At 58.6% G+C, this 16,801-nt stretch carries 9 protein-coding genes; 1 reads left to right on the top strand and 8 read right to left on the bottom strand.

Features of this window, described 5'->3' with window-relative positions; all coding sequences use genetic code 11:
* Nucleotides 1-30: 30 nt before the first annotated feature.
* The 4 genes from A3AU_RS0127065 to A3AU_RS1000000137370 form a co-directional block, all read right to left on the bottom strand.
* A protein-coding gene (locus A3AU_RS0127065; RefSeq protein WP_154674576.1) for an IS3 family transposase occupies nt 31-1,178 on the bottom strand; the annotation gives its coding sequence in 2 pieces (ribosomal slippage) (nt 31-929 and nt 929-1,178; 1,149 coding nt in all).
* Between the two features lie 226 nt (nt 1,179-1,404).
* Complete coding sequence (locus tag A3AU_RS0127055; protein ID WP_154674675.1) at nt 1,405-1,701, bottom strand: hypothetical protein; 297 nt, start codon at nt 1,699-1,701, stop codon at nt 1,405-1,407.
* Between the two features lie 30 nt (nt 1,702-1,731).
* Nucleotides 1,732-6,141 carry an RHS repeat-associated core domain-containing protein gene (locus A3AU_RS1000000137380; protein WP_245235587.1) on the bottom strand — a complete coding sequence of 1,470 codons (4,410 nt, stop codon included), beginning with the start codon at nt 6,139-6,141 and terminating at the stop codon, nt 1,732-1,734.
* Nucleotides 6,142-6,895: 754 nt separating this feature from the next.
* Nucleotides 6,896-7,864 (bottom strand): hypothetical protein, encoded by a 969-nt coding sequence (locus tag A3AU_RS1000000137370; RefSeq protein WP_154674673.1) that lies wholly within the window; start codon nt 7,862-7,864, stop codon nt 6,896-6,898.
* A gap of 655 nt (nt 7,865-8,519) precedes the next feature.
* Between A3AU_RS1000000137370 and A3AU_RS1000000138360 the strand changes: the two genes are divergently transcribed.
* Complete coding sequence (locus A3AU_RS1000000138360) at nt 8,520-9,029, top strand: hypothetical protein (RefSeq protein ID WP_245235586.1); 510 nt, start codon at nt 8,520-8,522, stop codon at nt 9,027-9,029.
* 402 nt (nt 9,030-9,431) lie between these two features.
* Here the strand turns inward: A3AU_RS1000000138360 and A3AU_RS0127035 are convergent, their stop codons facing one another.
* The 4 genes from A3AU_RS0127035 to A3AU_RS1000000139595 form a co-directional block, all read right to left on the bottom strand.
* Nucleotides 9,432-10,901: an HlyD family type I secretion periplasmic adaptor subunit gene (locus A3AU_RS0127035; protein ID WP_081709685.1), complete on the bottom strand. Its 1,470-nt coding sequence runs from the start codon at nt 10,899-10,901 to the stop codon at nt 9,432-9,434.
* Nucleotide 10,902: 1 nt separating this feature from the next.
* Entirely contained in the window at nt 10,903-13,014 is a 2,112-nt protein-coding gene (locus tag A3AU_RS0127030) for a type I secretion system permease/ATPase (RefSeq protein WP_272481100.1), read from the bottom strand.
* A 63-nt stretch (nt 13,015-13,077) separates the two neighbouring features.
* Nucleotides 13,078-13,461, bottom strand: a complete 384-nt coding sequence (locus A3AU_RS0127025; protein WP_154674672.1) for a hypothetical protein — start codon at nt 13,459-13,461, stop codon at nt 13,078-13,080.
* 133 nt (nt 13,462-13,594) lie between these two features.
* A partial coding sequence (locus A3AU_RS1000000139595) for a beta strand repeat-containing protein (RefSeq protein WP_027055661.1) occupies nt 13,595-16,801 on the bottom strand: 3,207 nt, incomplete at its 5' end.

The raw sequence follows: 16,801 nt of genomic DNA, 5'->3' as shown, positions 1-16,801 counted from the left end.
TGGCCTGCTGCCGGTTTTTCGGACACCTGGTTAAGCTAACATAGCTTTCTCCTCGAACTCGACAGGGCTCATATAGCCCAACGTCGAGTGCCGTCGCCGAGGGTTGTAGAAGCGCTCGATGTAATCGAACACGTCGGCCCTTGCGTCATCCCTCGTCCTGTAGACCTTGCGGGCTGTCCGCTCTGTTTTCAGCGACGAGAAGAAGCTCTCCATCGCAGCATTGTCCCAGACGTTGCCCGACCGGCTCATCGAGCAGGTGATGCCGTGATCGGCCATCAGCCGCTGGAACTGCTCGCTCGTATATTGGCTGCCTTGGTCGCTGTGGTGCAGCAGGCTGTCGGGCCGACCTCTGCGCCAGATCGCCATGAGCAGCGCGTCGGTGACGAGCTGCGCCGTCATCTCCGCCTTCATCGCCCAGCCGACGACGCGCCTGGAGAACAGGTCGACGACGGCCGCAACGTAGAGCCAACCTTCAGCGGTCCAGATGTAGGTGAAGTCGGCGATCCACTTCTGGTTCGGGGCCGATGCCTCGAAGGCGCGGTCAAGGAGATTGTCCGACACTGCCGCTCGCTCGCCCATGTCCTTCGGCAGTCCGCGGCGCCGAGGCCGGGCCAGCAGAGCGTTCTGACGCATGAGCCTCTCGACGCGATGCAGGCCACAGGAGAGACCCTCAGCCAGCACGTCATGCCAGACGCGCCTGGCGCCATAGGTTCGGTCGCTGCTCTTGAAGCTGCGATCAATCGCCGTCACCAGAACCTCGTCGTGCCGGGAGCGAGCGCTGGGACTGCGATTAAGCCAGGCATGGAAGCCTGAGCGGGACACATCCAGCGCGCCGCACAACCATGCCACCGGCCAGATGTTCCGGTGCCTCGCGATGAAAGCGAACCTCATGTCACTTCCCTCGCGAAGTAGGCTGCGGCCTTTTTTAGGATGTCGCGCTCCGCCTTCAGCTTCGCGACTTCCTTGCGCAGCCGGTCAATCTCGAGCTGCTCCGGCTTCATCTGCCCATGGCCGGGAAACGCATGCTGCGGATCCGTCGACAGATCGCGCACCCATTTGCGCAGCACGTTCTCGTGGACATCGAGGTCGCGGGCAGCCTGGGCCACCGCAACGCCCCGATCCTTGATCAATCTCACCGCCTCAAGCTTGAACTCGCGGCTGAACTTTCTTCTTTGCATTCCCACTCTCCAGTTCCGTCAAACACCTTATCTCGGTGTCCGAAAAACCGGCAGCAGGCCAAACAGAAGCTATTAGCATCTCACTCTCACGGCCGAGATTCTTACCTTTAAGCCACCGGCGGCCTTAGCGGTGTAAAGGGTGCACCCGCGTGGCCAAACCCTTTTTAGGCAGCAATCTAATCAACATTCAGGTCCAAAAATACCTCAAGAAAACAGTCGCCGGCAGTCATAAAAGAACGAATCTTCCGCCTTTAAAATCTAGCGTCTTGCCCATAAATCTTACCAAATCATCATCCGAAACGAGCAGAACGAATTCATAGCCTCCGTCACTGATAATCTTGTCACTTAGCTCGATTCTCTGTGCCGACGTATAAGCTCCGATTATAACCCCGCTTTCTCGGATATCCTTATTCAGATTAGCATCCAGCCACATCACCGCGGGTATCAAGCCCACTCCAGCCTTTGACTCCAGGCGTACCAGGCCCCCGTCAATCTCCCGCCTCGCGGCATTCGAAATTTTCAATGGAGACTTCATTACGCTAACGCTCGCTCGTTATTGGGGCCGATTACTATTCAAGAGGGTCCCGTTTTTAATCAGAGGCGCCGTATCCAACAAATAGGGAGGAAGCACGGTAAACCCCTTAGGAATTTGTACAAAAATCTGAACGCCATTGCCAAGATCATAGACGCCTATGTTCGAACTTTGGGTTGTCATGGAAAACAGTCGATCCGCAACGGGCTGTAGGTCCGGATTTGTTGTCTGTGCCGGTCCGCACATGGGAATCAGCCCCAAAGGATCCGTGTTTGTTACCGGACTTCCGTTCGCATAATCATAAACATTGACCGCACGCCCACCAATCGGATCGCGCGACACCCAACGACCGACCGCAGGGTCGTAAGCCCGGTAAGTCGCAAGGTAGAGCCCGCTTGCACTGTCGTTCAACATGCCTGCGTAGCTAAAGTCCGTGAGCGGCACAGCACCATGCAGCGGAATTCCGTACGGATCGTAACTATAGGCTGGTGCGTTGGTTGCGGTTGCGAATGCTCGCCGGACAGCCCCAATCTGATCGAGTGCGTAGAAATAAGATTGGTTTGGGGTTCCAGGCAGAAACTCTCCTTCGGCGTAGTACTGTCGCTTCGTCGTCCCAGCAGCATTGCGCAATTGGCAAGGTCGCAAGCCGCACCAGATGATGGACGCAGTTACAGCGCTGCCGCCCCCTGGCAGAGTGGTCGTGACTGAAGTTCGCCGACCGAAACCGTCATATGCAAATACGCTCGCCTTTCCTGGGTCGCTTGGATAGGTCATTCCCACCAAACGATCCTCAGCGTCCCAGCTGTAGTTTCGCTGGCCGTCAGATAGCAGATTTCCATTGGCGTCATAGCTCAGGGCCTGGCCGGACAGGTTGGTAAGCTGGTTGAGATTGTTATAGCTCGCAGACTGGGTCATGGCGGTAGGATATGTGAACGGAGCGTCACTGGTCTCGGTAATTTGGGTAATATAGGCTTCAGCGTTGGTCGCGTAATCAAACGTCGAGAACTGGCCGGCCGACAATCCGACGTTGCTGATTTGCGAGAGGCGCCGGTCGCCGGAGTTCGGGAGATAGCTCCAGGTTGTCGACAACGTTGAACTAGCGAGTTGTCGATTGGTAATCTGGTCCGTCTGGCCAAGATAGCTAAGTGCGAATGATCCAAGATCGCTAGCATGGTTGGTCACGCGTCCGATGGCATCGTAGATAAACGTTTCTGCTCCAGCACCTGCCACGGTACGAGAGGTTGGTCGGCTTAACTCGTCATACGCATAGGCGATGGCACTTCCCGGGAGTGGACCAATCTCTTGTTGGACGCGCAATGCCCCTGCCAAGAAGGGTGGGAAGTAGTTGTATTGCGTTGTTCCCGTGCCGTCCGTCACAGAAACGAGGCGGGGGAAATAGATGTCGTAAGCGAAAGTGACGTTGGGCGTCGAATTCACGCTGTTGAGATAGGTAATCCCGGTCAACTCGTCGTCCTTCGCATAGCTGAACTGCTTGGTCTGGCCCAGCGCATCAAGGACAGACTTCAGTCGGCTGGTCGTATTCTCGTACGAATAGGTGACCGTGCTGCTGTCCGCGTACGTCTTCAGCAACAGCCGGCCCTGCAAATCATAGGTCCATGCCGTGGTGTTGTTCTTGGGATCAGTCAGGCTTGCGAGTTGGCCGAGACCATCGTAGCCAAACAGCGTCTTGGCACCGATCGGGTCGGTCGCCTTCGTGAGGCGCCGGTTCGAATCGTAGATATAGCTCCATGTCCTGCCTAGCCGGTCTGTGTAAGATACCAAGTCAAGCTTGTCGTAAGTATAGAGATCGACCGTGCCGTCCGGATAAGTGACCCTCGTTGGGCGGTCGGCAGCATCATAGTCGTAGGTGGCAATCCACCCCTCAGAATCGGTGTAAGTGCGCACGCGAGCGAAGGCGTCATAGGTATAGCTCGCCGCCGTGGCGTTGTTGGCATTAGTGATCGATGTCAGATTGGCTGAGGGGTCGTAGTGATAGGTTGTCGTGTGACCCAACGGATCCACGAATGAGGTCATCTGGCCCGCGGCGTTGTAGGTGTAGCGCCAGGTCTGACCCGCGGCATCGGTGTAAAATAGCGGACGATGGTGACCGTTGTACGTGTACTGCGCGATCGTTGTCTGGACGCCAGCCTGCGTCTTTTGACTGACAGCGGCCAGATCGATCTGATTGGCATATGCGTACGACGTTGTGCGGCCAATCGGATCAATGACTTTAGTTAGGTTGAAAAAGCCATCCTCGTCGTAGGAAAACCTGCTCAGCTGCGTGGTGCCATCGTCCAAGACGCGACCTATCGCAGTCGGCCGGCTGAAGGTTCCCCCAAAGATGCTGCTTGTCTGTCCGGGGTAGTCGTACCAGATGCGGTTCTCGAGCGGGTATTTGACACTCTCGATCGCCGTGCCCTTTATCGAGCTATTCGGCATGTGCACGAAATGCCTGATCCGGGCCTTGCTGTAGTCACATCCGCCGCTAGGTGTGCACCCTGCGGCCACATAGGCATCCTTGTCCCAATGGAAGCTGTTGCGGTAGGTCAGGTTGCTATTCGACACCGCCATGCCTTGCGGCACCGAACCCGCCGGATCGCTGTTGGGTATCGCCGACGGCTCAACCCACTCTTCGCGCTCGTGGTATCCAAGCGGGTCTGTCACCTCGACAAAACGGGGCGGGCCGCTCGTTCCTGGCGCGGTGTAGGCGAATGTCGTCGTGCCGTAGGGTGTCGTCAATGCGTTGACGAGCGAATTGGCATCATAGGCGAAACTTGAGGTCAGACCGATCACATCGGTGATCGAACTCAGGCGACCATTCGTGTCGTAGGAGAGCGTCGCACTGCGGCCGAAAGGATCGGTTATCTGGGTGATCAGCAGAGGCGTTCCCGCCCGGCCGTAAGTGAAGGTGGTGAGGCGCCCGACTGCATCGGTTAGCGAAATCAGCCGTAGTTGGCTGTCGTAGTTCAGCGTCACCGCATTGCCTTGCGGGTCGATAACCTGGCTCAGGAATACCCTACGGGGATAGGCGATAGCGCCGTCGGACTGCGCATAAATCTCGGTGCTGCCATCCCTCAATTGGCGACGGTAGGAGACTGACGAACCGGATTGGCGGATGAGGATCGAGCCGTCATCATCCTGAGCAGCAAACGTTCCCGCGTTTGCATCATATCCCAGGTAGTAAAATGCCCCTCCACCGCGCATGTAGCGGGACACATTGGCGCCGGGATTAGTCGGATCATCAGTGACGTAGGCCAGCCAACCGACCGTCCATTTGGGACTGACGTTAAAGAAACTGAAAACGGCTGGCTGGCTGTCCTCGCGCTGGTTGTAGCTAATGCTGACCTTTGTCGATGGGCCGATTGGCGGAGTATAACCAACAGGCGTATCGGACAGCGTTACACTTACGCTCGCCTCCTTAATATTGTAACCGCATAGCGGGCAAGGTCCCACCACTTTGCTAGTGAAAGCACCGCCATCACCGGGGCCGTCGGGGCCACCCGGGCCACCGGGCCCGCCAGGTCCACCCGGGCCACCAGGTCCACCCGGGCCACCAGGTCCGCCTGGGCCGCCCGGCCCACCAGGTCCGTCCGGGCCGCCCGGCCCACCAGGTCCGCCCGGCCCTCCTCCCCCATTTGCATAAGTGTCACCCGGATCGCCGGGCCTAATTCCGTTTGTGGGCCCCTTTCCCCAGATGACGGATGCCTCTTTGTCGTCCACGGCTCGCCAGCGGCTATCGACCGCAACATCTGCGGAAGCAAGAAAGTAGCCGCTGGCCTCTGCATCGAGCGCCGCCTGCGTGACCCAGAGGTCGGATCCAGAAAAGACCGAGTCCCTGATATGAAACCGGCCGTTGGCTTGCCCAATGATCGCTGCGAAATGGCCTACCCTCCAATGTACGATCGAGGGAATAGGCACTTCCTGCCCCTGTTTGCGCAGGATCAGCCGATAAGAGAAACCTGCCTTGCCTGCGAGCCCGGCCACTTCTGCCAGGTTCGTCCCGCGAGGGCTGGCCCTGTACCATTGGAGGCTCTCGGCCTTGTCGAAACTGACCTTTGTGGCCAAGAGCAATTGTTGCAGGGCAAGAGGTCCGCAAATGAACAAGTGCCTCGGGTCCTTGGCGGCTAGGTTCAGTTCTTCGCGGGCGTTTTGAAAGGCTTCCGTTGCCGAACCCGAAATCGGCCGTGGTCCGACTTCAGCAAACAGCGCGGTGAGTTTGTCGTTCTGGCCCAGGTTGGCATACAGTTGCGCGAGCTCTCCCACCGCACGGTCAACCAACGCCCTCGCTTGGGGATCTGTCGCCGATTTGCCCGACTCCCATGCTTGGCGCCAAGCCTCAATTGCACGGGAGAAATAGCCGTCATGGAGATAGGAAAGACCCAGGTTGGTCCATACCGCCGCCGCCCAAGGCGACGACGGATGCTCGGTCACGAATCTCTCTAGGGCACCAAGGTCCGAGGGGCCGATCCTTAGCTCATAGCTCTGCAATGCCTGTGCAAGCGCTTCGTCCTCTAGTGCGTTGCTCGACGACGTCGCAACGAGCGGCTCGGCCAAATGAGTCTTTGAGACCGTGGTTAAGATGGATGCCGGCTCGCGAACCACTGCCGCGGACGCTGGCCCACAACTGCAGGCGACCAATCCAATGGTGAGCGCAGCCGCACATGAAGGCATCGCGAGCCATCTGAAACCCCTCACTATCACCTCCCGTGAATCTTCAGCCAAGCCTGCAACGCAGGTGTCTAACGGTCAGCTTAAGGCGTCCACGCAAAGCACCCCCAGATGCCGGCTCCCCACACTGGGGTTGCCGGAGAGCCAGCCAGAGTATTAAATTGTGACGTCCGGTTGCCGTTGGCATCATAGGCATAGGCAATGCAGAGACCATTGTCATACTGAGCAGTCGTTACTCTTCCCAGCAGATCATACGTATAGAACGTCGACGCATCACCGCCGCTCGCACACACGGACAATACAAGAGCGAGGGTAATGGGCTTCGCTTGGAATTTATTTCTTAATAGACGAGGCGGCGTCCATCTCATTTCCGTCTCACATTTCTTCAGTGGTTAGGATACCAACGCTGATCACGATAATTAGACCCAGGCCGCGGACGACGAGTTCCTCAAGGCATAGTCGAAAAGTCGGTGCGCATTGTGCCTCAATGCGTTTGGGGTCTCTGCGAATTCGAAGATCACGGTCCAGTAACGGCTACAATCGCCTCGTAGTCGCCGGTTGGAGCCGACGCAAAATTGATGTTAGCGGACCCGAAAAAGGGGTGGGTGGTTGACTGGTAAAGCGCACCCGAGCCTGCACCTCCGGTGCTCATCGACTGGAGAAGTGTGCCCTCGCTAATTGTAACGGCAGAGTTCGTCTTCCCCGATCCGAAGAGGATGTATCGCCCACCAGCAACGATATTGGGGGCGGGAATGGTGCGCGTACTAACGCCGGTTGAATTTTGCAGGGAGGTCAAGCCGCCAACTCCGGTAGTGTTGGCCTGAAACGAGATTGCCGATGCAACCCAGTCACCGGAATTGCCCAATGTGACGGTAACCGACCCCGTTGAGATGTCCGAAGCGTCCAGTATTTTGGCAATGACGGAGCCGTTCCAATTACTACCGATCTTCTGATCGACCAAAGCCCAGTTGGTGGGCGTGGCCGACATCGCCCAACTGCCGCCGACAAAGATGATCGCCAAGTCGCCGGCGACGGTTCCCGCGGGCCAACTAAGAACCAAGCTTGTCCCTGTAGATGCGGCCTGAATAGTCGATCCTCGGATCGTCGGAAGCACTCCGCCATTTCCAATCGCTGTGATCGTAATTGCTCCACTCGAATTGGTCACGGCTATACCGGGACCCGCGGTGAGCGTACCCGCTTGCGGGCTATTGCCCGTTGCGCCGATGAGGAGTTGCCCGTCCGTCAGCGGCCCCGCGGCACCGAAGTGAGTTCCATCGGCGTTAATTTGGAAGGAGTTCACCGAGCCGGCTGGAGCCTGCGCCGTCGCGCATGTCTGCAACGCGCTGAAATTGGCCATGACCTGCGACGCATCCGCAGTCTGGCCGTTCGTCAACGTATTCGGGAGTGTGCAGGCCGCTCGTGCATTGCTACTCGCAATGATTACATACGCAGCCGCGAAAATAAGATGAGCGCCTCGCTTGAACACTGCCGATCTCCATTGGTCATCAGACACGACTTCGCGATCGGTTAACCAACGGGGTGAACCGCGAGATTCCTGAATTTCCTATTAGCGCATAGTCTCCAGAAGTGCGGAGTTCACACCGCCAGGGCCGCAACTCTACGATTATTACTTTTGAATGCAAGAGTAATTACAGCGATATGCGCGATATTAGCTCTATCTAATGGAATTGTACTATGCTCCATCTAGACTGAACGTATAATATAACCTGTTGAACTTATTAAGGGTTTACCAGGCTGTGGCGAGCAGCAAAAGCCGCGATGGGGGGGGGCGCCAAGTGCCACTTGCCGCCAGGGTTTCTCGTGGTGGCAAGTATAATTCCCCCCTCCCCTCTTTTTTGGTCACGCACTTGTGAACGAACCCCGGTGAATGAAGGGCGATGCCTCTGGCCGCGCACATTGACAGAAAGTCCTGCTTTGGCGTTTGCTGATATATGATACTTGTGGGGTATGCGTCGATGTCTGTTTGGGAAGACCTCGTTTCCTTATACCGATTATATAGTGATAAGCCGAACCCGCTGAAAATTGCTTCGTTGGCTCAATGGATTCTCGAATCCGGTCGAGGCGAAAGCAATCTGGCTCGGTCGTACTTAAATTTTGGAGGCCTCAAGTACCGAGACCGGATGGCTGGTTACGCGTCTGTCGCGCTCGGGACGAAGGGCGGTGTCGTTTCTGCGGCCAAACCGAGCCCCGCGCTTTCCGCAAACGTTGCCCATACGCTGCCAGACGGGTTCGGCAACAAGTGGGTGACCTCACTCGACGAGTGCGACGCTTGCAGCGCCAGCTTCGGTACGTTCGATGACGCGCTCGTCAAAAGCATGGGCGCGATCCTCACAGTCGGCGGCACGCAGGGCAAGGGCAACAAAGTACGTCAGACCGGCCGCAGCGACGGCCCGGCCTCGAACCGCCACCGGATTATCGACGGCAAACGGTCGATATCGATGAGCACAAACGGAACGCCGTTCGCGGATCATTTTGGGGTGAAGCCGAAAACAGGCGAGTTGGTATTTCGCATCCTCGGCGGGACCGAGCGCTTCATCCCATCCAGAGCCTATAAACCGCTCGTCAAGATGGCAGAGGCGCTGCTGCTGGCGGATACGGCAGCCATGCTGCCCCTCTCCACCGCAGCTTAAGTCGAAAAGGGCTGTTAGCCCGCTATCTCCCGAGGAGTGGCTAGCTCGGCTGGTTCCCCGTACCACGAAATTGAACGCCATGATCGGGAACCCAAGCGCGAGCTGCAACCGACGATCGATTCCGTGGAAGCGGAATGAGGCAAGGTCGCGCCCCAAGGCCGAACGCCACAGAATGTAGAATGCGCCGCGGTGCGGCACGGCGGATGATGAGGTTCACGGATATTCCGGCGAACCGCCGCGTAGGAGCGGTCACTGCCCTCGGCGGAAGAGCGTCCGAGAGGGCTGCCGGCGGCTCTGTGGTGGGAACGAAAAAAGAAGAGAAGCAGAACTTTCGTGTGCGATTTTTGCACACGACGTCCCGCAACTCGCTGATCATATTAATCTATCTGCCCCATCCATCAATTATCGCTCCCTGAACGCCTCCGAAGCCACCTCTACAATCGGGGAGAACACATATCCCAGAATGCGCCTGCTATCCGTCTTGATTTCCACTGTGGCTGCCATGCCAGGCGTGAGGGCCACATCGTGGCCGTCCGCATTCATGATCATCTTGTCGGGCGCGAGCGTGACAGGAAACACGAGGTTCTGCGTCCGCTCGGCGCCGGCAAAGGTGGCATTGGAGATCTGAGCCGCGGGATTGCCTTCGAGTTGCGTCGCGTCTGGCTCAGGAATGGCATCGGTAGCGACATTGGTTACCTTGGCGGTGATTGTGCCGTAGCGCGTGAAGGGGAAAGACTGGATCTTCACCACGGCCTCCTGCCCCGCCTTGACGAAACCGATATCGGTGTTGAGGACATAAACCCGCAATTCGAGCTTGGAGTCGTCAGGAACGATGCGCATGACTTCCTGACCCACGGTGACGACCTGGCCGATATTGGTGATCACTGACTCCTCCACTGTGCCCGAGAGCGGGCTCACGATGGTCTTGCGTTCTCGCTCGGCCGTGGCCTTGGCGAGCTTCTGAGTGAGGTCATCCATCTGCCTTTCGGCATCACCAAGCTTTTGGGTATTGTCGCTGATGAATGCCTCGAGCGTCTTGTCGATTTCGCGTGCTTGCACCACGGCCCCGGCTTCGGCGTCGGCCAGTTGGCCCTGCTGGATGGCCATTTGCGTGACCTGGTATTTGAGGGTCTCCGTGGCATCGATGACGCTGGACTTGGTGTCCGCGCCTGCGGATTCGGCAGTGGAACGCATAGTGACGCGGGCCTGAAGTGTCGAGATCAGGGACTTTTGCGTCTCCAGGGTCAGGGCCAGTTGATCACGCGCGATCAGCTTTTCCTGGCGCTGGGCTCTAAGCGAATCCAGGTTCGAAACCAGCTGGCCGAGATCGCCGTTGAGGATGTTCTGCTCACGCTTGCGCAGGAGATCGGGGATGTCATCACTCCACGGGATGGCCGGCCGAGACGGGAGCTTGTCTTGCCGTGCCGCATCGATGGCCGCGCGCCGGCGGATTGCTTCCGCCCGGTACGAGACAAGATCGCGCCTGAACCCGGCCTCATCAGCGATTTCCTCGGTTGCGTCGAGTTCGAGCAATACATCGCCCTGGCTAACATGTGTGCCTTCCGGAGGCGGCAGCGCCTTGACCCGGCCGGTTTCCAGTGGCTGGATGATCTTGACCTTGCCTGTCGGTTCGAACTTGCCCTGGGCCGAGGCAATGATGTCGATACGCCCAAAATAAGCCCAAACGAGAGCCGTGGTGACAAAGGCGCCGATGATCAGGATTAGTGCCATGCGGACCGGCGAAGGCGGCGTTTCCAAAATCTCAAGCGCCGGCGCTAGAAATTCCTGGTCGGAGCGCCTAGGTCGAGGCTTGCGAGAAGGCAGCGGAGGTACCGGCTGGCCGGCTGAGGGCGGCGGCGGGCGGGCATTCATCTTAGGCGTCCACCAGATCGTTTTGCAACGCCCACAGCCGGGCGTAGACGCTGTTAGGCTGGGCGAGCAGTTCGGCATGGCTGCCGATCTCTAAGATACGGCCCTCGGCCATGCCGACGATGCGGTGACAGGGCCGCACGGCCGCGAGGCGGTGGGCAATGATGATGACGGTGCGCCCCTGCACGATGTGGCGCATATTGGTCTGGATGACCCGCTCGCTTTCATAATCCAGCGCTGAGGTGGCCTCGTCGAAGATCAGGATCGGCGGATTGGTAGCCAGCGCCCGGGCAATGGCGATACGCTGGCGCTGCCCACCGGAGAGATTGGCGCCACGCTCTTCAATCATGGTGTCATAGCCCGCCGGCAACCTGGCTATGAACTCGTCTGCGCCGGCAAGCTTGGCGATAGCGATGACGCTCGCCCTTGGCATCGCGGGGTTGGCGAACGCGATGTTGTCATGAATGGTACGGTTGAACAGCAAGTTCTCTTGCAGTACCACGCCGATCTGGCTGCGCAGCCAGGCCGGGTCGACCTGGGATAGGTCAGCGCCATCCAGCAACACCTGCCCTTCCTCGGCCGAGTACAGGCGCTGGATCAGCTTGGTGAGCGTCGACTTGCCCGAGCCGGAGGCGCCGACAATGCCGATAACCTCGCCGGGTTGAATCGACAGCGACACTGATTTGAGTACCTCGGGAGAGCCAGGCCGGTAGCGGAAGGTTATGTTGCGCAAGTCAATTGCGCCCCGAGGCGGCGGCAGCACCAGGCTAGTCTGCGGTGCCCGTTCCATGGGCGTGTTGAGGATGTCGCCAAGCCGGTCGACTGAAATCTGCACCTGCTGGAAGTCCTGCCAGAGCTGCGAAAGCCGCAACACCGGCTGGACTGTCTGGTTGGCTATCATGTTGAATGCAACCAGCGCGCCAACAGACAGTTCGCCGTCGATCACCGCCTTGGCTCCGAACAGCAGCAGCAGGGCCGTCGACAGCTTGGAGACATACTGGATGGCATTCTGGCCACCGGCGCTCAGCATGGTTGCGTCGAAGGATGTGCGCACATAGGCAGCCAGGCGTTCGGCCCATTGTGCTTGCATCACCGGCTCGACCGCGCCGGCCTTGACCGTCTGAATGCCGACGACGGCCTCGACCAGGAACTGTTGGCTGACCGCGCCACGATTGAACTTCTCCTTGATCATCTCACGCAAGGAGGGTCGCACGAGGACGGCTATCACGATGTAGAGGGGAATGGAGCCAACCACAATCAGGGTCAGCCTCCAGGAATAGGCGTAGAGCACGGCGATGAAAACGAAGGTGAAGAGCAGGTCGATGGCCGCAAAAAGCCCTTGTCCCGTCAGAAAGCTGCGGATGGTCTCGAGCTCGCGCACGCGTGCCACCGTCTGGCCCGCCGACCGCGTCTCGAAATAGCCAAGCGGCAAGTGCAGCAGATGCTGGAACAGCTTCTGCCCGAGCTCGACGTCGATCCGGTTGGTGGTGTGCGAAAGGGCGTAGCTGCGCAGATATTGCAGCATGACATCGAACAGCCCGATGATGGCAATGCCGGCGACCAGCACGAACAAGGTGGAGTAGCCCTTGTGGGTCAAGACCTTGTCGACCACAACCTGGAAGAACAAGGGCGTGACCAAGGCGAAGATCTGCACGAAAAGCGAGGCGATCAGCACATGGGCGAGCGGTTTCCTGTAGCGCCAGATGGAGGGCAGGAACCAGCCAAGGCCGAAGCTGCGCGGATCCGAGCCCTGCCCGCGCAGACGCCGGCCGATCAGCACGATCTGGCCGCCGATCTCCAGGAGCAACGCCTCGATTGTGAGTTCCCGGTCGATGCGCGTGATAGGATCGACAAGGCGGTACCTGCCGCTGGGGTTCTTGCCGCCAAAGACCTGGAAGGAGCCATCGGCGACGCGCACGATCGCCGGCACCGGGAGCGTCTCGATCCGCTTGGCGGTTAGCTTGCCTACGACGCGCGCCTTGAGACCAACGATGGCAGCGGCCCGGATGAGGTCGCGCTCGTTTGCAAAACGACCGGTCAAGGCGAGTTCCTTGGCCAGGTGCCTGGGATCGGCGGCAATCCTATAGAAGGCGGCGATGCCGCACAGCGCTCTCAAGCCAGAATCGAGCGGCTCTTGCGGCGCAGCTGTTGTGTCGGGGCTATCCACGGAACCTCAATTTCAGCCACCGTTCCTTATCAAAGGGTCGCCGTTCGCCAACAGCATTGCATTGTCGATGTGATCGCCCTGTTGGCAGATGGTTGCAGTGCCAGCCTGGGTCCAGCTAGCCAGCGCGTTGATCCAGCCATCGAACATTTGGTGAGTGGCGTCCGAAATCGCAGCGGGAGCTGGCTGATAGCTGAACGTGCCCGACGCGCTTGCCAGGCCAGGTTCTCGGGCCTGGCAGTAGACGAACCTCGCGCTGGCCTCGGCATGAAAAGCATCGCCCATCTGGCTGGGGAAATCCGACCACAATGGCAAGGCAGCCCGTGCAGGTGGTACGCTTGGTTCTGGCGAAGCATCGCAGCGATGAGAGGATAGCGCAGAGGTGAAGGCATCGGTCATCGCGGTCCGCGGAGGGTCTGATAGGTGACTTGCAAGAGGGGCTTTTGGGGCGGTGAGGCCTTACCCCCGCAATCTGGGGCAAGTGGCGAACCCCGCCGGGCGGCAATATCACCGCCCGGTATGTCGACTACCGTCAGGTGAAATGGAACGCGCTCTGATGGCTTTGCACAGTCGCAAGGGTGGTATTTTTCAGAGTGATCGTGTCATTGGCATCAGCCGTGATGATCACATCGCTCCCCGATTGCGACGATGCTGCCAGGAGGTGAGCCCAATCCGCGAACACGGTATGGCTTACGTTGACCTGGTTGCCATAGAGAGGGTCCACCGTAGATAAAGCAGAGGTCAACGTCGAGTGGCCGAAATTGGGCTGAAATACAAACGTGTCAGAGTCGGTCCAGTTCGATCCAGCTAGTGTAACGGTCTCGTTCGCATTTATGACAATAGTGTTGCCGGTACCGCCGATCGTCACGGTGCGCCCGGTGGCCAAATTTATGGTCTCCGACGTCGCGCTGAGCGTGTTACCGGAACTGTTGAAATTGACGACTGTTCCAGTTCCACCTGTCACACTCGCCGAGGCGTTTCCATTGACGTTTACAGTGTTGCCTGTACCGGAAACCGTCGCCGTCTCCTGACCTGAGGCGACGGTCAGGACATTGTTGTTGCCATTGATTGTGGCCGTGTCGACGGAACCTGCCTCGGTTGTCGTTGTGCCGCTGCCTGTGATCACTGTCGTAGATGTTGCCAGTGCGCCTGTTGAAGTTGGCGGCGTTGTCGTTACAATCGACGTCGATTGGCCATCAGGGGTGACATAAGTTGCAACAGTCTTCTTGAGTGTGCCGTTCGTGTTATATTCGCTCACGGTTTCAGTAATGCTGCCGTCCACATGCGTCGTTGCCGTATCGGTGTGATCGATTGTCCCGTTGTTGTCGGTGTCTTCTTTCAGCGTCGTTGTCAGGCCATCGGCACTGATAGTCTCCGTGCCGCTGGCAGCCACTGTGCCGGTTGCTCTCACGTCCTGAATGGTGCCGATCTGAGAGCCGTCGATCTGGCTCTGCCAGGTTTCGGTGTGCTCGTAGGTGCCGTTGCCGTCGTAGTCGGCTTGGATGGTCTTCGATAGGCCATCGGCACTGACCGTGGTGATCAGCTTCGACGCTACGGTCTTGTTGCTGGTTGCTATCGTCGAGTTCCACAACACTTGGCCGGGAAGAGGGGCTACAGCCTTGGCTGCGGCGTCATTAGTGGTGGTCGTCACTGCCGAGCCATCGATGGCTGTGACCGTCGTCGACGTCTCGTCTGCACTGGTATCACTGTTCAGCTTGACAGCGATGGTTTTGGTCCGACCGTCGGCGCTCACAGTCTCAGTCGTGGTTTTCAACAGGACCGCTGTGATTGCCGCTCCCCAACCTGTCGCCGTCGTGGCGCTGGTCTGGTAATCCTTCTGGGTCTCGGCATAGGAGCCATCCGCGTTGTAGGCCTTGCCATCAGTCCGTGTGCGATCGACAACCCCGTCCCCGTTAAAATCCCAACTCGTATTGGTGGTAAGCCCATCGAAGGTGGTGGTCGAGGTTATCTGGTGGACCTTGACGCCTGCCGTCACATCCGCGATCACGTCCGTGGCGCTGCCGTCGACCGCCGTTGTCCTCACCTCCGTCTGATCGATAACCCCATCACCGTTGGCGTCGCTGCTAATGGTGCTGATGCGCCCATCGGTACTCGTCTGGGTAACCGTTTTGTCCCTCAAAGTCCCGTTGCCGTTGAGATCGCTGACGGTCGTGACGTCCGAACCATCAGCCAAGGTCACAGTGCTGTCAGTTTGACCCTGGTTGAAACTTCCCGAACCGGTCGTGTCCTGCTGAGTTGAAACGTTGCGGCCATCGACGCTGGTCGTTGTTACCGACTTCGACAGCAGCGAGCCGCTACTCCCAGTGTTCGTCACCGTCTCGGTGGCTGTGCCATCCGCATTGATGACTTTGACATCGGTGGAGGTTTCACTCGGTGAGGAGGAACTGCCAAAGCTCCACTGCCTGGTCGTGCTCAAGCCGTCGGCACTTGTGGTGAGCACGTATTTGCCTGTTTGAACACCGGCTTTGGTCCCGGTGATCGTTTCGGTCCTCGACCCATCGGTATTTAGCACGGTCTGGTCAGTCAAGGACTCACCAAAGGCACCTACTCCAGTCAGATCGAACTGTTTGGTAACGGCCAGGCCACTCGCGCTAATGGTGATGACCTCCTTGTCCTTGGTGGTCACGGTATAGACCGGGGCCGCGGACGAAGCGACGCCACCCGTCAGGGCTGCGTCGGTAATTGTTTCGACCTTGGAGCCATCGGCATTGAGAACCGTGATAACCGTCGTCTGGTTTTGCGCAAGGCCGTGGCCATTGGCGTCATATTGCACTGTCGTCGACAGCCCGTTGGCACTATCGGTCTCATAACGGCCGTCGGTCGCGCCATAGCTGCGACCAGAAGCGGATTGAACAGTGCCATCCATGCTGGAGATAGTCACCGAACCATCGCCATTGACCTGGCGCATCACTGTCTGATCTGCCGTGCCGTCGCCGTTGATGTCACGGGTGGTCGTGACCGTCATCTTGTTAGCGCTAATGGTTGTGGTGGCCTTGTCGTGCAAAGTGCCGTTGGCGTTGAGATCAGAAACGACCTTGGCGGTCGACCCATCGGCATTCAGCGTCGTGACGTCCGTGTTGGTACGGCTGAAAGTGCCGGCGCCGGTCCCGTCCATCTGCATCGTCACCGACAACCCGTTGGCGCTGGTAGCGACAACGATCTTGTCCTTGAGCCCGCCGCTCGCATTGAAATTGGAGACCGTCTTGGTCTTCGAACCATCGGCACTGAGAACCGTGAGGTCGGTTTTCGACTGATCGACTGCGCTATCGCCGTTGAGGTCAGTCGCGGTCGTCGTCGACAAGCCGCTGGCGCTTACCGTCTCGGTTGATTTCGAAGCCAGACCTCCCGTCGCGTTGTAGGTCGAGGTGACTGTGGTCACCGAGCCGTCAGCGTTGGTCGTTGCCGTGATCGAGACATCGTTCAGGCCATTGCCATCAACGTCGGTGTTCGTGGTGATGGTCTTCTTGTCGCCACTGATGACGGTAACGCTCTTGCTCAGCAGCGCGCCATTGAGAGAGTAGTCCAGAACCTGCTCGGTGCGCGAGCCGTCCGCGCCGATCGACACGATGTCCCAGGCTGTGTCTACTGGCGAGGCGCCGCCGTCGAGATAGTGCTTCACCGAATTCGTCAGGCCGTCAGCACTGGTGGTGGTGACGGTGGTGCCGATCAGCGTGGTGCCGGCGCCATTGTAGGTCGAGACGGTCTCGGTCTTCGAGCC

The sequence above is a fragment of the Mesorhizobium erdmanii USDA 3471 genome (assembly GCF_000472705.1).
Classification (GTDB): domain Bacteria; phylum Pseudomonadota; class Alphaproteobacteria; order Rhizobiales; family Rhizobiaceae; genus Mesorhizobium; species Mesorhizobium erdmanii.
The sequence above is the reverse complement of the archived record's forward strand: the minus strand, read 5'-3'. Positions and strand labels throughout refer to the sequence as shown.